Below are 20,963 nucleotides of genomic sequence, written 5' to 3'. Positions count from 1 at the left end.
GGGGGCCACGGCTCTCGTGCACGGCCCGCTCGCCGGTGTGGACGATGCCGTTCCGGGTCCGCCGCGGCAGGATCAGCTGGACTCGCGCTGCACCACCGAGGCGCCGAGCACCCGGTGCGTCTCCGGTTCGCCGCCCGGGTCGCGCACCACACGGTCGACCAGCTCGGCGAGGTCGCGGCCGGAGGGCAGGTCGATGTGGATCGTGGAGAGCCGGGGCCGCAGCAGCCGGCCCAGCATCAGGTCGTCGGCGCCGAGCACCGCGGTGTCCTCGGGGATGCGCACGCCCTCGTCCTGGAGGGCGCGCATTAACAGCATCGCGTACTCGTCGTTGTACGCGAACACCGCGTCGATCCCCAACTCCGGCCAGCGCGCGGCGAGTTCGGCCGCCGCCTGTTCCGTGTAGCCGAGCGGCACCCGGGTCACCGCCGCGTCGGTGCCGCGCAGGGCCTGGCGCACGCCTTCGAGGCGGGGCCGGGAGTAGGTCTCCAGGCCGGTCTCCTCGGGGACGACCACACCGATCCGGCGCCGGCCACGAGCGTACAGGTGGCGTCCGGCGCAGTGGCCGACGGCGTCGTGGTCCATCAGCAGGGCGTGGGCGCCCTCGACGCGTTCGGGGCCGAAGGTGACCACGGCGCGGGCGCCCGCCCGCTTGAGGACCGCAACTCCCTCGGGGCCGAGCTCGGAGCCGGGGACCAGCACGGCCACCGGCCTCAACTCGGCCCAGGCGCGGGCGGCTTCGTCACCGCGCAGGCCCGCGGTGCCGTACTGGACGACTGTGTAGTCGAGGCGGCTGAGGGCCCACTGGAGATCGTTGATGAACTGCCCGTACAGCGGGCCCATCGCGATCGCCGGGGCGGGCATCAGGACCATCCGGCTGTGTCCGGCGCGCAGGCTGCGGGCGGCCGCGTGCGGGACGTACCCGAGTTCCTTCGCGGCCTCGTGGACCCGGCGGCGGGTGGGCTCGCTGATCCGGACGGCACTGGTGTTGTTGAGGACGTAGGAGACGGTCGCGCGGGAGACGCCCGCCAGGCGGGCCACATCGGCGCTCGTGGGGACCGAGCGCGGGACCGGCGACGCTGCCGAGGGCGGTTTCGGGATGTGCACCATGACGTACGGCATCTTGGCAGAAGCCCGGGGAGGGGGGACCGGCGGGGCAAGGTGGTTGACCGTTCGACGAGTTGGGCCCTCGACCACCCGACCTGAGGGGCGGCCCTGGCGGTCGACGAACATGTTCGTCACGAACTTGTTCTCAACGAACATGTTCGTTACGCTGGACGCATGCCAGCCACCCCCCGCTCCCGCCGGGAGCGTCCCGCCAAGCCCGCCCTGACCAGGGAGGGCATCGTGGCCGCCGCCGTGGAGATCCTGCGCGCCGAAGGTCTGCAGAAGGTCACCATGCGACGCCTGGCCCAGGAGCTCGACACCGGACCGGCCTCGCTGTACGTCTACGTCCGCAACACCGCAGAGCTGCACGCGGCGGTCCTGGACGAGCTGCTCGGCACGCTGGCCCCGGCCCCGGCCGAGGGCGACTGGCGGGAGCGGCTGGAGCGGGTGCTCATCGCGTACACGCAGATGCTCCTGGAGTATCCGAGCCTCGCCCGCTCCGCGCTGACCGCATGGCCGAGCGGCCCGCACTACCTGGACCTGATCGAGACCCTGCTGGGCCTCCTCGACGAGGGCGGGGTGCCGCGCGAGCGGGCCGCCTGGGGCGTCGACCTGCTGCTCCAGCGCGCCACCGCGACCGCCGCCGAGCACGCGGGCGAGGCGTCCCAGGAGGACTGGGACGCCCTCGGCCGGGCGCTGAGCCAGGTGTCGGACCGTACCCACCCGCACATCGCCGCCGCCTCCGGGGTGCTCCTGTCGGGCGCGCCCGAGGCCCGCGTGTCCTGGGCCTTCCAGGCCCTGATCAACGGCATCGAGCACACCGCCGTACCCGAACCCCGAGACTAGGAGCTCTTCATGCCCACTCCCCACCACCCCGTCGCGATCGTCGGTGCCGGTCTCGGCGGACTCACGCTCGCCCGGGTGCTGCTGGTGCACGGCGTCGAGGCGGCCGTCTTCGACCTCGACGCGTCCGCCGCGGCCCGCACCCAGGGCGGCATGCTCGACATCCACGACGACTCCGGTCAGGTGGCGCTGCGCGCGGCCGGGCTGTACGACGCGTTCCTGGCGCACGTCCACGCGGGCGGCCAGGCGACGCGGATCCTGGACAAGGACGCCCGGGTCCTGCTGGACCTCCCCGACGAAGGCGCCGGCGGACGGCCGGAGATCGACCGGGGCGATCTGCGCCGACTGCTGATCGGCTCTCTGCCGGAGGGCGTGATCCGCTGGGGCGCGAAGGTCACCGGCGCCCGCCCGCTCGGTGCCGGCCGGCACGAGGTGACGTTCGAGGACGGCGGCTCCTTCACGACCGATCTGCTGGTCGGCGCGGACGGCGCCTGGTCCCGGGTGCGACCGCTGGTCTCGGACGCGCGACCCGCGTACACCGGGGTCTCGTTCGTGGAGGCGGACCTGCCGGACGCGGACGTACGGCATCCGGTGAGCGCCGAAGTGGTCGGCGGGGGCATGCTGTTCGCGCTCGGCGCGGGCCGGGGCTTCCTCGGCCACCGGGAGAGCGACGGCAGCCTGCATGTGTACACGGCGGTGGAGGCGCCCGAGGAGTGGCTGGACGGGATCGACTTCACCGACGCCGAGGCCGCCAAGCGGGCCGTGCTCGACCACTTCGGCGACTGGGACAAGAGCCTGCGGGCGCTGGTCGCGGACGCCGAGGGCCCGCTGGTGCCGCGGCGGATCCACGCCCTGCCGGCCGGCCACCGCTGGGACCGGGCACCCGGGGTCACCCTGCTCGGTGACGCGGCACACCTGATGTCGCCGTTCGCCGGCGAGGGCGCCAACCTGGCACTGATCGACGGCGCCGACCTGGGCCTCGCGCTCGTCGCGCACCCCGGCGACACCGAGGCCGCCGTGGCCGCCTACGAGGAGAAGATGTTCACGCGCGCCGAGCGGTCCGCCGCGGACTCCGCGGCGAGCGGCGCCATGCTGTTCCGCGCCGACGCGCCGCAGGGCCTGGTCGACATGTTCACCGCCGCCGGGCCGGACGTCAGCGGGGCGGCGCCGTCCGCGTGACGCGGTCGACCAGGTCGGTCCAGCCGGCCTCCAGGCGCTCCATCGGCATCCCGCACTGCCTGGTCAGATGATGGATCTGGGCGGGGTCGAGGTACGCGAGCAGCGTCTGGGCGAGCAGTTCGCAGTCGGCGTCCGGCTCGATCTGCCGCAGCAGCATCATGATGTGCGTGCGCAGCGCCTGGATCGGCGGATTGGCGTAGCGCCGGGTGGGCTCGGGCTGGGCGGCCAGCTGCAGGTCCAGCTGCTCCGCCGAGCGGTAGAGCACCGCGACGCCGAACGCCCGCAGCCGCTCGACCGGCCGGGCGCCGGGGCCCAGCGGTGGCGGGCCGCCCAGGAAGTCCGCCTGGAGCTGCCGCGAGGAGTGGTCGAGCAGCGCCATCAGCAGTCCGGTGCGGTCGCCGAAGCGGCGGAAGACCGTGCCCTTGCCCACCTCGGCCGCCGCGGCCACCGCCTCCATGGTCACGCCGGCCACCCCGTGCTCGGCGATCAGCCGGGCGGCGGCCTCCAGCAGCCGGGCACGGTTGCGGGCCGCGTCGGCACGCAGGCACGGCTCTTCGGGAGCGGGTCCGACTTCGAGCAACTGCGGGGTGTCGAAGGGCTCCTGGGGCTGCGGGAGGGGCGGCAGGACGCTGGACATGAAGACAGCGTAAAGCATCGGGAACAGAACTGGACCGAGGTCCGTTTAGAGTGTTAGAAATTAACCGGACCTCGGTCCGGATTCGTTACGGCAGTGTTTCACCCCCTTGGAGTTCCCCATGTCTGTCCGCATCCTTGCCCTCGTCGGCAGCCTTCGCGCCGGTTCGCACAACCGCCAGCTCGCCGAGGCGGCCGTCAAGCTCGCCCCCGAGGGTGCCGTGGTCGAGGTCTTCGAGGGCCTGGCCGACATCCCGTTCTACAACGAGGACATCGACGTCGCGGGCAGCGTCCCGGCCGCCGCCGCGAAGCTGCGCGAGGCCGCCCAGGCCGCCGACGCCTTCCTGCTCTTCTCCCCCGAGTACAACGGCACCATCCCGGCCGTCCTGAAGAACGCCATCGACTGGCTGTCCCGCCCGTACGGTGCCAGCGCCTTCGGCGGCAAGCCGGTCGCCGTCATCGGCACCGCCTTCGGCCAGTACGGCGGCGTGTGGGCGCAGGACGAGGCCCGCAAGGCCGTGGGCATCGCCGGCGGCAAGGTGATCGAGGACATCAAGCTGTCGATCCCCGGTTCGGTGACCCGCTTCGCCGAGACGCACCCGGCCGACGACACCGAGGTCGCCGCCCAGCTGACCGAGGTCGTCGCCCGCCTGCACGGCAACGTGGGCGTGGCCGCCTGAGGCACCCCCTGAAAGGGGCCGGCGCTCGCCGGCCCCTTTCGCGTTTTCGGCGTCCCGCCTCGTCACTCCATCCCGGCGAGCCGCTGGACGGCCGGGGCCACGAAGCTCTCCATCCACCCCGAGGTCTCCCCCAGGCGCGGGCCGACGATGACGGTGTCCACGCCGAGCTTGGCGTACCCCTCGATGTCCCGGGTGAAGGCGTCCAGGTCTCCGTCGGTGGCCGAGTCCCCGGTGTACGCGATGGTCTTGCGGATGGTGTCGTAGTCGCGACCGACGGTGTCGCAGTGCCCGCGCAGCACCTCCAGCTTGTGCCGCAGCTCCTCGGGGGAGGCCGGGATCAGGTTGCAGGCGTCCGCGTACTGGGCGACCAGCCGCAGGGTCTTCTTCTCGCCCCCGCCGCCGATCATGATCTCCGGGCGCGGCGAGCTGACCGGCGCCGGATTGCACAGCGTCTCCGCGAGCCGGTAGTACGTGCCCTCGAAGGGGCCGTTGTTCTCCGGGTCCCACATCTGCAGGCAGATCCTGAGCGTCTCCTCCAGCCGCTCGAAGCGCTCCGCGAGCGGCGGGTAGGGCACGCCGAGTCCGTGGTGCTCGCGGTCGTACCAGGCGGCGCCGATGCCCAGGGTGGCCCGGCCGCCCGACACCACGTCCAGGGTGGTGGCGATCTTGGCGAGGAGTCCGGGGTGCCGGTACGTCACTCCGGTCACCAGGGCGCCGAGCTGCACGGTGGAGGTGCGGCCGGCGAGGTAGCCGAGGGTGGTGTAGGCCTCCAGCATGGGGTCCTCGGCGCCGCCGTTGAACTCCATCTGGAAGTAGTGGTCCATCACCGAGACCCAGCTGACGCCCGCCGCCTCGGCCGCGGCACCGGCGGCGGCGAGTTCGGCGCCGAGTGCGGGTCCGCCGCCGGGGTGGTTGAACCGGTTGATGTGCACGCCCACGCGCATGGCCGTTCTCCGTTCCGCCCTGATGTCCGCGCGGATCGTCTGTTCCGCTGTTCCGCGCTGATCGTCGCCTGCCTCCTCGACGCTAGGTCCTGGAGTGCGCTCGAAGTCAAGCCTCGGCACCGGCGGCCCGACGTGTCCGGGCACGTTTCCGGACAGGCACCCGCCGGATGGCGGGGAGCTTCCGCCGTCCGGCGGCCTCCGGGGAGCGCACGACCGCGCGGATCATGGGTGCACGAGCCGCAGCGCACCACCGTGAGGAGCCGCCATGACCTCCGTACCGCCCCCGTTCGACCCCGAACTCTCCGCCGCCCTGGAGCTGATCAAGGACGTGATCTCTCCGTCGTTCACGATGGCGGACATCACCACGATCCGGGAGGGCGCGGGGATACAGCTGCTCGCCGAGCTGGACCTCACGATGGACGGCGCGTTCGAGGTGCAGGACCGCACGGTGCCCGGACCGGCGGACGCCCCCGAGATCTCGCTCCTCATCTGCCGCCCGGTCGCCCCGGCCGTCTCCGGTCCGCTCCCGGTGATCTACCACGTGCACGGCGGCGGCATGGTGCTCGGCAACAACCGGGTGGGCGTGGACGTCCCGCTGGGCTGGGCGAAGGAGCTGGGCGCGGTGGTGGTGTCGGTGGAGTACCGGCTGGCGCCCGAGCATCCGCATCCGGCGCCGGTGGAGGACGTGTACGCGGGCCTGCTGTGGACCGCGGAGCACGCGCAGGAGATCGGCGGCGACCCGGAACGGATCGTGATCGCCGGCGCCAGCGCGGGCGGCGGCCTCACCGCGGCCCTGGCCCTGCTCCTGAGGGACCGTCAGGGCCCGTCCGTGATCGGCCAGATGCTGCTCTGCCCGATGCTCGACGACCGCAACGACACCCCCTCCAGCCACCAGATGAAGGGCCTCGGCATCTGGGACCACACCTCCAACGAGACCGGCTGGACCGCCCTCCTCGGCGACCACCGGGGCGGCCCCGACGTCTCCCCCTACGCCGCCGCGGCCCGCGCCACCGACCTCACGAGCCTCCCCCCGGCCTTCCTCGACGTCGGCTCCGCCGAGACCTTCCGCGACGAGACCGTCACCTACGCCTCCCGTATCTGGCAGTCCGGCGGCATCGCCGAACTCCACGTCTGGCCCGGCGGCTTCCACGGCTTCGACGGCTTCGCCCCACAGGCCGCCGTGTCCCAGTCGGCACGGGCGGCACATGTGGACTGGCTGCGGCGGGTGCTGGCGCGCTGAGAGCCGGTCGGCCCGCGGTCAGCGCGGTCCCAGGCCCAGTTCCCCGCGGTACGGCGGCCGCGGTGCCAGTGCGGCCGCCACGGCCAGGGCGGCGGCCGCACTCCCCCGTGCTGTCCTCACGTCTCGTACCTCCCGCTCGTCGGATGGACCCCATCGTCGGGCGGGAGTGGTTGCGGGCGCGTCGGCCGATCCTCTGTGCCTGGGCGTCCATGGTCCATGCCTCGGTACCTTTGGTCGCCGTTCACGCGTCAGCAGGAGAAGGAGTGGGGCCGGGGCTCAACCCCCGTTCGCCGACGCCTTCTTGATCGCCTCCCTGATCCTGGAGTAGGTGCCGCAGCGGCAGACGTTCTCGATGGCGTCGATGTCGGCGTCCGTCGGGTGCGGGGTGCGTTTCAGGAGGGCGGCGGCCGCCATGATCTGGCCGGGCTGGCAGAAGCCGCACTGGGCCACGTCACAGTCCACCCAGGCCTGTTGGACGGGGTGCAGGGTGTCGCCGTCGGCCAGGCCCTCGATGGTGGTGACCGCGCGGTCCGCGCAGTCGGCGACCGGGACCGTGCACGGCTGGATCTCCTCGCCGTCGAGGTGGCTGGTGCAGGCGCGGCAGACGCCCACCCCGCAGCCGTACTTGGGGCCGGTGACGCCGAGCAGGTCGCGCAGGACCCAGAGGAGGGGCATGTCGGCGGGGGCCTCGACCGTCACCGGTTTGCCGTTGAGGACGAAGGAATACGAACGCATCGGTGCCTTCTGGGAGTTGGGAACGGCAGGGTCAGAAGTCGAGGGGGAAGCTGCGGGGCTTCGTGCCGGTGGCGCGGGCGTAGGCGTTGGCGACCGCGCCCGCCGCCGCGGGGACGCCGAGTTCACCGGCGCCGCCCGGATCCCCGCCGGACGGGATGATGTGGGCCTCGAACTCCAGCGGGGCGTGCCGCTGGCGGGCGTAGTGGAAGTCGGCGAAGCTGCCCTCGCGGACCGCGCCACGGTCGATGTGCAGCCCGGCGCGCAGCACGGTGGAGATGCCGTCGACGGCGGTGCCCATGAGCTGTGCCTCCAGGCCGCGCGGGTTGACGGCCGTACCGACGTCGGCGGCCATCACCACCTTGGTGACCCGGGGGTTCTTCGGGTCGGTGGCGTCGATCTCGGCGAGGCAGGCGACGGCGGACCCGTACTCCTCGTGGACGGCGACGCCCTGCGCGGTGCCCGCCGGCATCCGGCGCCCCCAGTGCCCGGCGGCGGCCGCCTTGGCGAGGACCGTCCGCACCGTCTTGCTGCGCAGGGTGGTACGGCGGAAGGCGACCGGGTCCCGGCCCAGCGCGCGGGCGATGTCGTCGACGACGATCTCCTCCGCCGTACGCATGGTTCCGGAGTCCACCGAGCGCCAGGCGCCGAGCGGTACCGGCAGTTCGATGCCGCCCGAATCGCCGCCCACCCGGCCGAAGTTGTACAGCCCGCTGTCACTGGGCAGCGGACGTACCGCACCGGACTGCGCGGTCAGGCCCTGCTCGTCGGACGACTCCCCCACCGAGGCCGACATGTGCTGGAAGGCCACCACCCGGCCGCCGGCGACACTGGCCCGGATCCGGTGGTGGTCGGCGGGGCGCATCCTGCCGTGCCGGATGTCGTCGTTGCGGCTCCACATCAGCTTCACGGGCCGGTGGGCCGCCTTGGAGACGAGGGCCGCCTCGATCGCCTGGTCGAAATTGAGCCGCCGCCCGAACGAGCCGCCGCCGCGCGTCACATGGACCCGTACGACGGTCTTCGAGAGCCCCAGCAGCTCGGCGACGGCCTCGCGGGCGTCCATCGGGGTCTGGGTGGCGAACCACAGCTCGGCCCGGTCGGAGCGGACGTCGGCGACGGCCGTGAGCACCTCCATCGGGGCATGGCTGACGAACGCGAACGCGAACTCGCCCTCGATCTGCGTCGATCCGCGCGGCGGGCTGCCGGGCCGGGGCACCGCGGCCCGCAGCCGGGCGCGGATCTCCTTGTCGGACAGGGGCACCAGCGGGCCGTCCGCCCAGGTGATCCTGAGCGCGTCCCGGGCCTGGAAGGCGTGGTGGAAGGTGTCCGCCACGACGGCGACCCCGCCCGGGATCTTCACGACCGCGTGGACGCCGGGCAGAGCGCGGGCCGCCGTGTCGTCGAGGGAGACCAGCTTGCCGCGCAGGGTCGGCGGCCGGGCCACCACGGTCGGCTTCGCGCCCGCCACCGCCAGGTCGCCGGCGTACTTCGCGGCGCCCGTGACGATGTCCCGCGCGTCGATCCTGGTCGTGGGCTTCCCGATCACCCGGTGCCGGGAGGCCGGCTTGGGCTTGCTCGACACGTCCGGGGTACGGATCCGGGCCGCGCTCGCGGTGAGGGAACCGAAGGTGGCCGTCCGGCCGTCGGGGGCCACGACCATGGTGTTCCAGGTGCGCAGGATGCGCGCGGGGAGCCGCCAGCGGCGGGCGGCCGCGGTCACCAGCCGGGCGCGGGCGGTGGCGGCCAGCTGCCGGGCCGGGCCGTACAGCGAACTGACCGAGCTGGAGCCTCCGGTGTACTGGTTGCCCTTGCCGCGGGCGTCGGCGAGCGGGATCCGGACATCGGCGAGGCGGGCGTCCAGCTCCTCGGCGATCATCATGGCGACGGCGGTCGTGATGCCCTGGCCGACCTCGACCCGGGGCAGCCGTACGACGACCTCGTTGGCCGCGGTGACCTCCAGGACGAGCATCTCCTCGTCGGTGCCGGTGACCAGGACGCCGGGGGCCGCGGTGGCGCCGTCGGCCCGTGGAGTGTCGCAGCCGAGCGGGGCGGCGACCGTGAGGGTGGTCGCGGCCACCGTGTACACCATGAATCTCCGGCGGGACGGTCCGGCGGCGGCCCGCGGGGGTTCGTTGCGGTCCAAGCGGGGCTCCTGTCGGTCGGTTCCTGTGCCGGCGCTGTGGGACGCCGGGTCTCGACAGCTAGGAGGGGCGGGGGCTCGCGCGGGTTGCCTGCGGTGCCGGGCTCTCCTCGCCGTACCGCCGGATGGCGCATCATGGCCGTATGAAAGAGCTGGCGGGGCGGCTGGCCGCGGTGGACCCGGATGCCGGGGCCGCCGTCGCGGTCATCGCCTACTTCGACCGGCTGGCCGAGACCAGGGCCGGTCTGGAGGCGCTGGTGCGCGGGGCCGCCGTGCTCGCCGGGTGTCCGGCGCGGCTGACCGACGAGGAGCGGCGGGTCCGCCTGCGGGTGGAGCCGGACGGCCGGCGGACGGACGTGGTGGGTGCGTCCGAGCCCGGGTGGCCGTGCGCGCCGCTGGTGCCGGGCGGGCCGCCGGCGCTGTGGCTGGAGCGGGCCGGGGCCGAAGGCCCGAGCGTCGTCGACGCGGTGATCCTGGAGCGGGCCTCGGCGGCCGTACGGTCCGTGCTCGACCGCACCCGGGGGCGGGCCCCGGGGCCGCCGGTGGACGACCCCGCGCTGGTCGAGACGGTCCTGGACGGCGGCGCCCCGCTACCGGCCCGGCTGCACGCGGCCCGCAGGCTCGGCCTGGACACCGCCGACCCGGCGGCCCGGTACCGGGCGGTGGCGGTGGCCGACGGGCCACCCAGGATCGTGACCGACGGACCGTCACGGATCGCGGCCGAACGGCCGCCCGGGATCGCGGCCGACGGGACGCCCCGGATCATGGCCGACGGCCTGCCGCCGGTGCTGCCGACGGGACGCGCGGGCGTGGGGACGGCCGTGGCCGTCGCGGACCTTCCCCGGTCCTGGGCGGCGGCCCGTACCGCGCTGCGGTTCACCTCCGACGGCGGCGCCCCGGAGTCCGGCGGCCCGCCCATCGTGCACGCCGACGAGCTGGGCGGGGTCGCGCTCCTCGCCGACCTCGTCGTACCCGGTGCGGAACCGGCGCCGGACGTCCGCGCGGTGCGGGCCGCCGCGGCGGACGCGCCCTGGATGCTGCGTACGCTGCACGCGGTCGCGTCGACGGCGAGCCTGCGCGCGGCGGCCGCCGACGTCAACGTCCATCACTCCACGCTCCAGGACCGGTTGACGCACGCCGAGCATCTGCTGGGCTGGTCGGTGCGCTCCCCGCAGGGCCGGTTCCGGCTGCACCTCGCCCTCACCATGCACCACCTGATGACCAGCCGGTAAGGGTCAGTAGACGTCCCGGACGTAACGCTTGTCCGCGGTCAGCTGCTTGACGAACCCGGTCGCCTCGTCCTCGGTCAGTCCGCCGTGCACGGTGGCGATGTCCTTCAGGGCCCGGTCGACGTCCTTGGCCATCCGGGAGGCGTCGCCGCAGACGTAGAAGTGGGCGCCGTCCTGGAGCCAGGACCAGAGCAGTGGGCCGTGTTCGCGCATCCGGTCCTGCACGTAGACCTTGGCGCGCTGGTCGCGGGAGAAGGCGGTGTCGAGGCGGGTCAGGGTGCCCTCGGCGAGCAGGGCGGTGAGCTCCTCCTCGTAGTAGAAGTCGGTGGCCCGGTGCTGTTCGCCGAAGAACAGCCAGTTGGGGGCGCGGTGGCCGCGGGCGCGGCGCTCCTCCAGGAACCCGACGAACGGCGCCACGCCGGTGCCGGGGCCGACCATGACCATGGGGGTCGCCGGGTCGGCGGGCGGCCGGAAGTGCGGGGAGCGCTGGACGTGCACCGGGACCGGCGTGCCGGGTTCGGCGTCGGCGAGGAACGGCGAGCAGACGCCCTGCCGGGGCGTGCCGCGCAGGTTCTCGTAGCGGACGACGGAGACGGTGAGCGAGACCTGGTGGGGGTCGGTCAGCGGGCTGGACGAGATGGAGTACAGGCGCGGCTGCAGCCTGCCGAGGACGCCCGCCCACTCCTGGGCGCCGGCGCGGATCCCGAACTCGCCGACGACGTCGACCGCCTGCCGGCCCCAGGACCACTTGGCCAGCTCGTCCTTGTTGTCGGGGCGAAGGAGTTTCCGCAACTCGCGAGGATCACGGGTGCGTTCGGTCGCGAAGCGGAGCAGGTCCGGGGTGACGCGGGTGATGTCCAGATGGCGGGAGAGGGCTTCGGCGAGGGGGACTTCGCCGACTCCGTTGATCTCCACGCCGGTTGCGGCGTCGAGGCCCGCGGCATCCAGCCATTCCGTCACCAGGGCAGGGGAGTTGAGAGGACGGACGCCGAGCGCGTCGCCCGCCTCGTAGACCAGGGGGGTCTCGCTGTCGCGGGTGTCGAAGGTGAAGCGGCGGACCTCCTTGCCGGCGCCGGGCAGGCTGAGCGGCCGGTTGCCGACGAGGCGGGCGGTGGTGGGGGCGGGGCGCCGGGACCTGGCGGGCACGGGGGCCGGGGCGGGGGCTGCCGCGGAGGAAGACGGGGCCTCGTCCTTGAGGGCGGCGAGCACCTGGTCGAGCCAGGACTCCGCCTGGGTCCCGTAGTCCGGTTCGCAGTCGGTGCGCGGCGCGATCCGGACCGCGCCGAGCTCGTCCATCCGGCTGTCCAGGCGCCGCCCGTGCCCGCAGAAGTCGTCGTAGCTGGAGTCGCCGAAGGCCAGCACGGCGTACCGGCGGCCTTCGAGGCGCCCGGCGTCGAGGGCGGCGAGGCCGTCCCAGAAACCGGCGCCGTTGTCGGGGGCGTCGCCGTCGCCGAAGGTGCTGGTGATCAGGAGCAGGTCGGCGCCCGTGGGCAGGGCGGCCGGGTCGGCCTGGTCCATGGCGAGGAGGGAGGCGGCGTGGCCGCCCGCGGTGAGGCGCTCGGCGGTGGTGGCGGCGAAGTCCTCGGCGTTGCCGGTCTGCGAGGCCCAGAGGACGACCACCTGGCGGCCGGGCGTGGGCAGCGGAGCCGGGGTCGCGGCGGACCGGGAGTACATGCCGGCGAGGGTGCCGTTGACCCACAGGGCGTGCTCGGGGCTGAACGGCGCGTCCGGCGGCAGCACGGGGACGCCGGGGGCGCCGACCGGGATACCGGCGAGGAAACCGACCAGGTACTGCCGCTCGGGTGCGGTGAGGACCGGCGGCGGGGCGGGGTCGAGGCCGAAGACGGAGGCGGCGGAGGGCAGCACGGCGGTCGGCGCGACGGCACCGGCACCGGCACCGGCACCGGCTACGACGGCGGTAGGCGCGGGTACGACGGCGGCCCGGGCCTCCTCCGCACCGGGCACCTGCACACTCACCGGCGTGGACACCTTGGTCAGCGACACCGCGCAGACCTTCAGCTCGGGCTGGAACGACAGCGGGTCGACCGCGTCGCTGGTCACCGCGTTCACGCTGAGGTACTCGCCGAACAGGTCGTTCCAGTGGAACGGCGCGAAGCAGGAGCCGGGCAGCACCCGGTCCGTGACGACCGCGGGCAGCACCGCACGGCCGCGCCGTGAGGCGACCTCCACCGAGTCGCCGTCGGCGAGTCCGAGCGCGGCCGCGTCCTCGGGGTGGACCTCGACGAACGGGCCGGGGTTGAGCCTGTTCAGCTTGGCGACCTTCGCGGTCTTGGTCAGGGTGTGCCACTGGTGCTGGAGGCGGCCGGTGTTCAGGACGAACGGGTAGTCGTCGTCCGGCATCTCGGCGGGATCGAGGTGCGGCCGGGCGTGGAAGACGGCGCGTCCGGAGGCGGTGGCGAAGGTGAGGGAACCGTCGGCGTCGCGGTAGCGGACGGGGTTGCGGTCGGGGCCGTCGGCGGTGGCGGCCGGCCACTGGACGGGGGTGGTGCGCAGCCGGTCGTAGGTCACGCCCCGCAGGTCGTAGCCGGTCTGCGGGTTGTGGAAACGCTTGATCTCCTCGAAGATCTCCTCCGCGCTGTCGTAGGAGAAGCCGTCCTCGTATCCCATCGCGCGGGCCACGCCGGCGATCAGCCGCCAGTCGGCGGTGGCCTCGCCGGGCGGGTCGGCGGCGGGGCGGGCGAGGGTGAGGTTGCGCTCGCTGTTGATGAGGACGCCCTCGGTCTCGGTCCACAGGGCGGCGGGCAGGACGACGTCCGCGTAGGCGTTGGTCTCGGTGTCGGTGAAGACGTCCTGGGTGACGACGAACTCGGCGGCCTCCAGGCCTTCGATGACGGTCCGGCGGTTGGCGACGGAGGCGACGGGGTTGGTGCAGATGATCCAGCAGGCCTTGACCTCGCCGTCGGCCATCTTCCGGAACATCTCCACCGTGCCCTTGCCGACGCCGTCGGCGCGGATCGAGCCCGGCGCCAGCCCCCACTGCTCCTCGACGAACGCGCGGTCGGCGTCGACGAGCACCGACCGCTGGCCGGGCAGCCCGGGGCCCATGTAGCCCATCTCCCGGCCGCCCATGGCGTTGGGCTGGCCGGTGAGGGAGAGCGGGCCGCTGCCGGGGCGGCAGATCTTCCCGGTCGCGAGGTGCAGGTTGACCAGGGCGTTGGTGTTCCAGGTGCCGTGCGTGGACTGGTTGAGGCCCATGGTCCAGCAGCTGGTCCACTCCCCCGCCTCGCCGATCAGCCGGGCCGCCGCGCGCAGGTCGGCCTCGGGGATCCCGGTGATGTCGGCGACGGCGGCGGGCGGGTAGTCCGCGAGGAACTCCGGCATCGCCTCCCAGCCCTCGGTGTACGCGTCGACGAAGTCGGGGTCGGTGTGCCCGTTCTCGTACAGGAGGTGGAGCAGGCCGTTGAGGAGAGCGAGGTCGGTGCCGGGCCTGACCTGCAGGAACAGGTCGGCCTTCTCGGCGGTGGCAGTACGGCGTGGGTCGACGACGATCAGCTTCGCGCCCGCCTTCACCCGGTCCATCAGGCGCAGGAAGAGGATGGGGTGGCAGTCGGCCATGTTGGCGCCGATGACCAGGAAGACGTCCGCCTTGTCGAGGTCCTGGTACGAGCCGGGCGGGCCGTCGGCGCCGAGGGAGAGCTTGTAGCCGGTGCCGGCGCTGGCCATGCACAGCCGGGAGTTGGACTCGATGTTGTTGGTGCGGAGCCAGCCCTTGGTGAGCTTGTTGGCGAGGTACTGGGCCTCCAGGCTCAGCTGGCCGGAGACGTAGAGGGCGACCGCGTCCGGGCCGTGCTCGTCGACGATCGCGCGCAGCCGCCGCGCGGTCTCGGCGACCGCCGCGTCCACGGCCGACGGCACCGCCTCCGCGCCCCGCTCGGGCCGCAGCAGGGCGGTGGTCAGGCGGCCGGGAGCGGCCAGCATGTCGGCGGTGGTGGCGCCCTTCGTGCACAGCCGGCCGAAGTTCGCCGGGTGCTCCTTGTCGCCGGACGCCTTCAGGACGGTACGGCGGCCGTCCGGGCCCCTGCCGATGTCCAGGACCATGCCGCAGCCGACCCCGCAGTACGAGCAGACGGTCCGCACCCGTCCGGTGTCGGTGCTGCGCGAGTCCGGCGCGGCCACGGGCGCCCCCTGTTCCTGCTGGTCAGCCTCTTCCATTCGACCCCGACGGTATGTACGGCTGATTACACCGGCGTCACCGCTCCTGATCAACGGGGGTTAAGGCCGCCGCACAGCCGCGCTCCGGGCGATGTGAGCGACGGCGCCCGGGATGCCGACCGGAGCCGTCCCGGGATGCGCCGTGCCGGGACCTGTTGCACGATGAGGGCGGCCGAGGGAGGGGGCAGGCGAGGAGGACCGGGTGGACAGGGACACCTCCTCACGACGACCGGCCGCACCGGCGGCGGCGACCGCGCGGGACACACCGACGTCACGGGGCGCGCGGGACACCCCGACGCCACCGGACGCGCGGGACACCCCGACACCACCGGACGCGCGGAAGACACCGACGCCACCGGACGCGCGGGACACCCTGAAGACGCCGGTCGCGCCCGTCGCGCGGGGCACACCGGCTTCGGCCGCGGCGGACGCACCCCCCGTCGGCATCGGCTACCTCGACATGCTGCGCGGCATCGTCGAGGACGCGGCCGTGGGCTTCGCCGTCCTCGGCACCGATCTGCGCTACCTCTACGTCAATCCGCACATGGCCCGGGCGACGGGCCTGCCCGCCGCCGCCTACCTGGGCCGCACCCAGCACGAGGTGCTGCCGCACATCCAGCGGCCCGACCAGGTGCTGCGGGACGTCATCCGCGACGGACGGCCGCGTGAGGCCATCGTCACCGGACGGACCTGGGTGGACTCGCCGTACCAGGTCCGGGAGTGGCGGTGCGTCTACCACCGGCTCGTGGACGGCACGGGCAAGGTGGTGGGCGTCGCCGGGGTGGGCCTGGAGATCAGCGAGCCGCAGCAGTACGTGTACGAGCTGGAGCGCGCCCATCGGCGGCTGGCGCTGCTGGACTCGGCCGCGTCCCGGATCGGCACCGGCACCGACGTCGCCGGGACCTGCCGGGAGCTGGCGGAGTTCGTCGTACCGGAGCTGGCGGACGCGGCCGGCGTGGAGCTCAGTCCGCCGGACACCGTGTCGGCACGGCGGACGCCGACCAGGCTCGCGGCGTACGCCACGCGTCCCGGGCTGGTCACCGGGCTGGCGGCCCTCGACGCGCGCGGCAACCTGGTCGGCTGGCCGCGCGGCACCGGGACCCGGCGGAACCTGGCGGCGGGCCGGATCTGGCGCCGCAACGCGATCACCGCGGCGCAGTGGCGGTCGCTGATCCCGCGCTGGGCGCCCGCCCAGGCGTGTCTGACCGCCCGGGTCCACTCGGTGCTCCTCGCCCCTCTGGTCTCGGACGGCCGGGTGCTCGGCATCCTGCTGCTGGCCCGTGCCGGGGACTCCGCGCCGTTCTCGAACGAGGACGCCACGGTGGCCCGCGAGCTCGCCGCCCGCGCCGCCCGCGCCCTGGACCGCGCGGTCCGCTTCGAACGCGAGCACACCATGGCCCTGGAACTGCAGCGGGCCCTGCTGACCGAGCCCGGCCAGCTGCGGCGGCACGGCGGTGTGGAGACCACCGCCCGCTACCGTCCCGCCGACGACGGCTCGATGATCGGCGGCGACTGGTACGACGTCCTGGCCCTGCCCGACGGCCGCACGATGCTGGTCATCGGGGACGTGATGGGCCACGGGGTGGACGCGTCGGTGGCGATGAGCCACTACCGTTCGACGCTGCGCGCCCTGGCCCTCGCGGGGCTCTCGCCGCGCCGCATCCTCCAGCACGCGGACCGCATGGTCGCCGACTCCGGCTTCGAGCGGGTGGCCACCTGCTTCCTCGCGCTCGGTGACGCGGACGTCGCCACCCTCACCTACGCCAGCGCCGGCCATCTGCCGCCGGTCTGGCTCACCCCGCAGGGCGAGATACAGCTGGTCCCGGTGCCGGTCGGTCCGCCGCTGGGCAGCGGGCTCGGCCGCTACGAGCAGCGCGTCAGCCCGGAGCGCGGCGGTGTGCTGCTCCTGTACACGGACGGGCTCGTGGAGCGGCGCGGCGAGGACATCGACCGCGGTCTGGCCCGGCTGACGGGACTGTCGCTGTGTCCCACCGATCCGCTGGACAAGATCCTCGACACGGTCCTCGCGCGCCTCGGCGCCGGTTCCGAGGACGACATCGCGCTGCTCGCGGCCCGCGCGGTACGCGGCTGAGCGCACGGCTGTACGCCGGGGTACGCGCCCGCCGTGCCTCCGGCAGCCTTGTGACACCGCCGTGCGTGGCTCGTTCACCGCCAGGGAAGCGATCAGCAGTGAGGACCGGGTATGCGGCACGAGGAGAACGGCACGGCGGCCGCCGTGGAGCAGGCGCTGCGGGACTGGCTGTCCCGGGACGCCGAGGGTCCGCTCACGGAGGTGCACCGCTGGGCGCTCCATCCGCCGGGCAAGCTGCTGCGACCGGTGCTGCTGCTGGAGTCGGCGGCGGCCGTGGGCGGGTCGTACGAGCGGGTCATGCCCGCGGCGGTCGGGGTGGAGCTGGTGCATGTGGCGAGCCTGCTGCACGACGACATCCTCGACGACGACCAGCTGCGCCGCGGCAAGCCGTCGGGGCATGCCAGGTTCGGGCCGGGCGCGGCCGTGCTGGGCGGCGACGCGCTGATGTTCGCGCTGTTCGAGCAGGTGGTGGAGTGCGGTCGGCGCGGGGTGCCGGAGGCGGCCGTGAACCGGGCCGTGGGCGTGCTGGCGCGGGCCGGCCGGCGGATGGCGCAGGGGGTGGCCCGGGAACTGGACCCGGTCCGGGCGCCGGACGCGGTCGGCGGGTACCTGGAGATGGTCCGGCTGAAGACGGCGGCGCTGCTGAGCGCGTGCTGCGAGACGGGCGCGGTGCTGGGCGGCGGCTCGCCGGGGCAGGCCCGGGCCCTGGCCGGCTACGGCAACGCGCTCGGGGTGGCGTTCCAGATCCGCGACGACCTGCTGCCGTACGGCCCGGAGGCCGGGCGGGAGGGCAAGCCCGCCGACAGCGACCTGCGCAACGACCGGCCCAGCCTGCCCCTGCTGCTGGCCGGGCCGGTCTCGAAGGACCCGGAGAAGGTGGGGCGGCTGCTGGCGGAGACGGGCGCGCTGGAGGAGTGCACGCGGCTGGCGCGTGTGTACGCGGAACGGGCCCGCCGGGAACTGGAGGCGCTGCCGCAGGGCCCGCACCGGGCCGCGCTGTGCCGGACGGCCGAGGCGCTGGCGCCCGAGCCGGGGCGCGCGGGCGGTACCGGTTGACGCTGAGGCGGCTGTCCGGCCATCTGGAGACGCTGCGCCCGTACGACCTGGTGGTCACCCCGGTCGTCACCGCGCTCGGCGCCGCGCTGGCCGCCCCCGCCGGTGCTGCTGGGCGTGCAGGGCACCTTCGGCAATCTGCTGCTCGCCGTCGACGACCGCCCGCACGACGTGCGCGCGGGCTGCCGGACCCTGCCGGTACGGCAGGGTCCCGGCCGGGCGCGGACGGTGCTGGCCGCGCCGGCGGTGGCCGGGTACGCCGGGGCGCTGCTGCTTCCGGGCCGGCTCGGGCCATCCACCGCACCGGTGTTCCTGCTGCTGGTCCTGCCGGAGCGGGTGTTGCTGCCCGCGGCCCTGTGGGCGCTGACCGGCCGGACCGCCCTGGCCGTGGCGGTGGTCGGTGCGTGACGCTCGGTCGTAGGTTCAGCCGTACGTTCTCAGTCGTAGGTTCAGTCGTAGGTGAGGACCATGCGGAAGCGCGCGGCCCCGGTGAGCATCTTCTGGTACGCCTCGTCCGCCTGCTCCAGCGGTACGGTCTCGATCGTCGGGCGGATTCCGTGCAGGGCGCTGAACTCCATGGTGTCCTGCACGTCCTGGGCGGTGCCGGACGGATGGCCGCGGACCACCCGCGCGCCCGAGAGCAGCTGGAACGGGCTGATCCCGAGCGGCTCGGGGTCGATGCCGATCACCACCAGTTCGCCCCGGGGCGCCAGCCCGTCCACGGCCGCCGTGATCGCCTGGGAGTTGCCCGCGGTGGCGAGCACGACCTTGGCGCCGCCGAGCGACTGGAGGGCCTCCGCGACCGGGGTCTCGGTCGTGGAGTCGACGTAGTGGTGGGCGCCGAGCTGCTTGGCGAAGTCGGCCTTCTCGGCGCCGCGGGCGACGGCCACCGTCTCGAAGCCCATGGCCACCGCGTACTTCACCCCGAGGTGGCCGAGTCCGCCGAGCCCGACGACGGCGACCAGGTCACCGGGCTCGGCCGGGCTGCGCCGCAGGCCGTTGAAGGTGGTCACGCCCGCGCAGCCCAGCGGTGCCGCGTCGGCCGAGGTCAGCCCGTCGGGGATGCGGGCCAGGGCGTCGACCGGCGCGATCACCTGCTGGCCGAAGCCGCCGTCGTAGGACCAGCCGGGCACCTTCAGGTTCTCGCAGACGATGAAGTCGCCCTGGCGGCAGGGCTTGCAGTGGCCGCAGCTGCCGCCGAACCAGCCGACTCCCACCCGGTCGCCGAGCTGCCAGCCCCAGTCCTCGATGCCCTCGCCGAGCTCCTCGATCCGCCCGGCGATCTCGTGGCCGGGCACCACCGGGAACGTGACACCCGGCAGTGCGGCGGTGACGAAGAAGGTGTCGCTGTGGCAGATGCCGCAGGCCTCCACGGCGATCCGCACATGGCCGGGGCCCGGCCTGGGCACCTCCCGCTCGACGATCTCGAACGGCCCGCCCAGGGCGGGCACCTGCGCGACTCGGTAGATACTCATGCGTCTCTCCCGGAACGGGTACGACGGGTAGGGTCCGAAGCCCCCTCACCCAGCACACCAGCTCCGCGCCGATCGCGCGCGTCGAGCCCCGGGCGGCACCCTCGCCCCGGTCCGGCGGTCAGCTCCCGAGGTACTTCCGCAGCCACGGCAGCATCAGCGCCCGGGTGGCCTTCGTGCCGATGTTCACCGAGGACTGGTCGTAGGCGTGCTCCAGGAACGGGAGCTCGACATAGCGGTGCGTGACGCCGGCCGCGGTCAGTTTGTCGGCGAACGCCTTGGTGTGGTCGGCGAAGACGAGGTGGTCGCGGGAGCCCTGGAGGATCAGGGTGGGCGGGGCGGCGGGGCCGATCTGGTTCGCGGCGTCGACGGCCCGGAAGCGCTCCGGGTAGCGGGCGGGGCTGCCGCCGACGTACTCGTCGGCGACCTGGCCGCCGTACGCGGAGTCCGGCACGGAGGCCGTCATGTCGACCACCGGGTACGAGCCGATCGCGGCCTTCACCTTCGGCAGTTGCGCGGCGGAGCCGCAACTCGGCTTCAGCGTGCCCGCGTCGGCCTTGTAGGCGACGTTGATGGCCAGGTTGCCGCCGGCGGATCCACCGAAGGTGGCCACCCGGTCCATGTCCAGCCCGTACTCGGAGGCGTGCGCGGTGGCCCAGGTCAGGGCGCAGCCGACGTCGGCGTCCGCGGTGTTCCAGGTGTGCCGGGTCTTGGTGGCCAGCCGGTAGTCGACGTCGAGGACGGCGTAGCCCTGGTCGGCCAGCCAGCCCGTGTACGGGGTCGGGCCGCGGGAGCCGGAGATGAACCCGCCGCCGTGGATGCTGACCACGAGCGGCGCGGCGGCCTTCGTCTTCGGCAGGTAGAGGTCCGCCTTCAGCTGCTCGCCGCCGACCGTGGCGTACGTGACGGTCCGGTCGGGCCCCCGGCCCGCGGCCTTCGCCGGAGAGGCCGGCGAGAACACGAACCAGTCGCCGGTCGCGCCGTGCACCGAGAACACCTGCACGGTGGTGGTGACCAGGGTGAGCAGCAGCGCGGTTCCGCTCAGCGCGGTGACGGCGACGGGGAGCCGCCGCCCGCCCCGGCGGCGCAGGGTGAGGATGCCGACGGCCAGGGCCAGGGCCGCCAGCACGATGTTCCAGGAGCCGAAGGTGTCCCGGACGATGGAGAGCAGGAGCATCGGCAGCTGGAGCGCCAGGACCGACAGGACCGGCGACCAGAAGCCGACGGGCAGCACCGCCGTCAGCTGTCCGAGGAGGACGAACAGGGCGACGGCGACGGCCACCACGAGCAACGCGGCGCGGGCGGTGCGCCGGGCCCGGGTGGCTGGGGGGTTGTTGTGCATGGAGGTGCGTGTCTCTCGTTCGGGTGCGGGCCGGTGGGGGCCGGTCGCCGCAATATACTCTCTTGGCGTTTTACTCGAACTCGTTTGTGTTTTAAACTTTCGAATAT

The 20,963-nt window shown here is 73.8% G+C and carries 16 protein-coding genes; 8 read left to right on the top strand and 8 right to left on the bottom strand.

Features of this window, described 5'->3' with window-relative positions; all coding sequences use genetic code 11:
• Positions 1-72: 72 nt before the first annotated feature.
• Positions 73-1,119: a LacI family DNA-binding transcriptional regulator gene (locus ABT137_RS36990; protein ID WP_351715611.1), complete on the bottom strand. Its 1,047-nt coding sequence runs from the start codon at positions 1,117-1,119 to the stop codon at positions 73-75.
• 159 nt (positions 1,120-1,278) lie between these two features.
• Between ABT137_RS36990 and ABT137_RS36985 the strand changes: the two genes are divergently transcribed.
• Both ABT137_RS36985 and ABT137_RS36980 read left to right on the top strand, forming a co-directional pair.
• Positions 1,279-1,950: a TetR/AcrR family transcriptional regulator gene (locus tag ABT137_RS36985; RefSeq protein ID WP_351715609.1), complete on the top strand. Its 672-nt coding sequence runs from the start codon at positions 1,279-1,281 to the stop codon at positions 1,948-1,950.
• 9 nt (positions 1,951-1,959) lie between these two features.
• Positions 1,960-3,126, top strand: coding sequence for an FAD-dependent oxidoreductase (locus ABT137_RS36980; protein WP_351715607.1), 1,167 nt, complete (start codon positions 1,960-1,962; stop codon positions 3,124-3,126).
• Here ABT137_RS36980 and ABT137_RS36975 read toward each other — a convergent pair.
• The gene (locus ABT137_RS36975) at positions 3,101-3,781 is read right to left on the bottom strand and encodes a TetR/AcrR family transcriptional regulator (RefSeq protein WP_351715605.1); all 681 of its coding nucleotides are present in this window, start codon (positions 3,779-3,781) and stop codon (positions 3,101-3,103) included. The genes ABT137_RS36980 and ABT137_RS36975 overlap by 26 nt on opposite strands.
• A 100-nt stretch (positions 3,782-3,881) precedes the next feature.
• Between ABT137_RS36975 and ABT137_RS36970 the strand changes: the two genes are divergently transcribed.
• On the top strand, positions 3,882-4,439 hold the full coding sequence (locus ABT137_RS36970) for an NAD(P)H-dependent oxidoreductase (RefSeq protein ID WP_351715603.1): 558 nt from the start codon (positions 3,882-3,884) through the stop codon (positions 4,437-4,439).
• A gap of 62 nt (positions 4,440-4,501) precedes the next feature.
• Here ABT137_RS36970 and ABT137_RS36965 read toward each other — a convergent pair whose 3' ends face one another.
• Positions 4,502-5,383, bottom strand: coding sequence for an LLM class F420-dependent oxidoreductase (locus ABT137_RS36965; protein WP_351715601.1), 882 nt, complete (start codon positions 5,381-5,383; stop codon positions 4,502-4,504).
• Between the two features lie 265 nt (positions 5,384-5,648).
• On the opposite strand from ABT137_RS36965, the gene ABT137_RS36960 reads away from it, so the two are divergent.
• Entirely contained in the window at positions 5,649-6,623 is a 975-nt protein-coding gene (locus tag ABT137_RS36960) for an alpha/beta hydrolase (protein ID WP_351715599.1), read from the top strand.
• Between the two features lie 276 nt (positions 6,624-6,899).
• Here ABT137_RS36960 and ABT137_RS36955 read toward each other — a convergent pair whose 3' ends face one another.
• Both ABT137_RS36955 and ABT137_RS36950 read right to left on the bottom strand, forming a co-directional pair.
• The gene (locus ABT137_RS36955) at positions 6,900-7,358 is read right to left on the bottom strand and encodes a (2Fe-2S)-binding protein (RefSeq protein ID WP_351715597.1); all 459 of its coding nucleotides are present in this window, start codon (positions 7,356-7,358) and stop codon (positions 6,900-6,902) included.
• A 31-nt stretch (positions 7,359-7,389) separates the two neighbouring features.
• Positions 7,390-9,444, bottom strand: a complete 2,055-nt coding sequence (locus tag ABT137_RS36950; protein WP_351715760.1) for a xanthine dehydrogenase family protein molybdopterin-binding subunit — start codon at positions 9,442-9,444, stop codon at positions 7,390-7,392.
• A gap of 194 nt (positions 9,445-9,638) precedes the next feature.
• Here ABT137_RS36950 and ABT137_RS36945 point away from each other — a divergent pair, with 194 nt between their 5' ends.
• Positions 9,639-10,727: a helix-turn-helix domain-containing protein gene (locus tag ABT137_RS36945; RefSeq protein WP_351715595.1), complete on the top strand. Its 1,089-nt coding sequence runs from the start codon at positions 9,639-9,641 to the stop codon at positions 10,725-10,727.
• A gap of 3 nt (positions 10,728-10,730) precedes the next feature.
• Here the strand turns inward: ABT137_RS36945 and ABT137_RS36940 are convergent, their stop codons facing one another.
• On the bottom strand, positions 10,731-14,783 hold the full coding sequence (locus ABT137_RS36940; protein ID WP_502984638.1) for a bifunctional nitrate reductase/sulfite reductase flavoprotein subunit alpha: 4,053 nt from the start codon (positions 14,781-14,783) through the stop codon (positions 10,731-10,733).
• A gap of 316 nt (positions 14,784-15,099) precedes the next feature.
• Between ABT137_RS36940 and ABT137_RS36935 the strand changes: the two genes are divergently transcribed.
• From ABT137_RS36935 to ABT137_RS36925, 3 genes are all read left to right on the top strand, one after another.
• A complete protein-coding gene (locus tag ABT137_RS36935; protein WP_351715594.1) occupies positions 15,100-16,989 on the top strand; it encodes a SpoIIE family protein phosphatase in 1,890 nt (629 codons plus the stop codon).
• A 111-nt stretch (positions 16,990-17,100) separates the two neighbouring features.
• The gene (locus tag ABT137_RS36930) at positions 17,101-18,045 is read left to right on the top strand and encodes a polyprenyl synthetase family protein (RefSeq protein ID WP_351715592.1); all 945 of its coding nucleotides are present in this window, start codon (positions 17,101-17,103) and stop codon (positions 18,043-18,045) included.
• Positions 18,046-18,159: 114 nt separating this feature from the next.
• Positions 18,160-18,450 (top strand): hypothetical protein, encoded by a 291-nt coding sequence (locus tag ABT137_RS36925; protein WP_351715591.1) that lies wholly within the window; start codon positions 18,160-18,162, stop codon positions 18,448-18,450.
• A gap of 41 nt (positions 18,451-18,491) precedes the next feature.
• On the opposite strand, the gene ABT137_RS36920 is transcribed toward ABT137_RS36925, so the two are convergent.
• Entirely contained in the window at positions 18,492-19,517 is a 1,026-nt protein-coding gene (locus ABT137_RS36920) for an alcohol dehydrogenase (RefSeq protein ID WP_351715589.1), read from the bottom strand.
• Between the two features lie 118 nt (positions 19,518-19,635).
• On the bottom strand, positions 19,636-20,856 hold the full coding sequence (locus ABT137_RS36915) for an alpha/beta hydrolase (protein WP_351715587.1): 1,221 nt from the start codon (positions 20,854-20,856) through the stop codon (positions 19,636-19,638).
• Positions 20,857-20,963 lie beyond the last annotated feature (107 nt).

Source organism: Streptomyces sp. NPDC001980 (assembly GCF_040296885.1).
Classification (GTDB): domain Bacteria; phylum Actinomycetota; class Actinomycetes; order Streptomycetales; family Streptomycetaceae; genus Streptomyces.
This window is presented reverse-complemented; position numbering and strand designations above follow the sequence as displayed.

Coding starts and splice junctions, on each gene's coding strand:
- ABT137_RS36990 (WP_351715611.1), bottom strand. CDS start 1,119: ATGCCGTACGTCATGGTGCACATCCCGAAACCGCCCTCGGCAGCGTCG.
- ABT137_RS36985 (WP_351715609.1), top strand. CDS start 1,279: ATGCCAGCCACCCCCCGCTCCCGCCGGGAGCGTCCCGCCAAGCCCGCC.
- ABT137_RS36980 (WP_351715607.1), top strand. CDS start 1,960: ATGCCCACTCCCCACCACCCCGTCGCGATCGTCGGTGCCGGTCTCGGC.
- ABT137_RS36975 (WP_351715605.1), bottom strand. CDS start 3,781: ATGCTTTACGCTGTCTTCATGTCCAGCGTCCTGCCGCCCCTCCCGCAG.
- ABT137_RS36970 (WP_351715603.1), top strand. CDS start 3,882: ATGTCTGTCCGCATCCTTGCCCTCGTCGGCAGCCTTCGCGCCGGTTCG.
- ABT137_RS36965 (WP_351715601.1), bottom strand. CDS start 5,383: ATGCGCGTGGGCGTGCACATCAACCGGTTCAACCACCCCGGCGGCGGA.
- ABT137_RS36960 (WP_351715599.1), top strand. CDS start 5,649: ATGACCTCCGTACCGCCCCCGTTCGACCCCGAACTCTCCGCCGCCCTG.
- ABT137_RS36955 (WP_351715597.1), bottom strand. CDS start 7,358: ATGCGTTCGTATTCCTTCGTCCTCAACGGCAAACCGGTGACGGTCGAG.
- ABT137_RS36950 (WP_351715760.1), bottom strand. CDS start 9,444: ATGGTGTACACGGTGGCCGCGACCACCCTCACGGTCGCCGCCCCGCTC.
- ABT137_RS36945 (WP_351715595.1), top strand. CDS start 9,639: ATGAAAGAGCTGGCGGGGCGGCTGGCCGCGGTGGACCCGGATGCCGGG.
- ABT137_RS36940 (WP_502984638.1), bottom strand. CDS start 14,783: ATGGTCCTGGACATCGGCAGGGGCCCGGACGGCCGCCGTACCGTCCTG.
- ABT137_RS36930 (WP_351715592.1), top strand. CDS start 17,101: ATGCGGCACGAGGAGAACGGCACGGCGGCCGCCGTGGAGCAGGCGCTG.
- ABT137_RS36920 (WP_351715589.1), bottom strand. CDS start 19,517: ATGAGTATCTACCGAGTCGCGCAGGTGCCCGCCCTGGGCGGGCCGTTC.
- ABT137_RS36915 (WP_351715587.1), bottom strand. CDS start 20,856: ATGCACAACAACCCCCCAGCCACCCGGGCCCGGCGCACCGCCCGCGCC.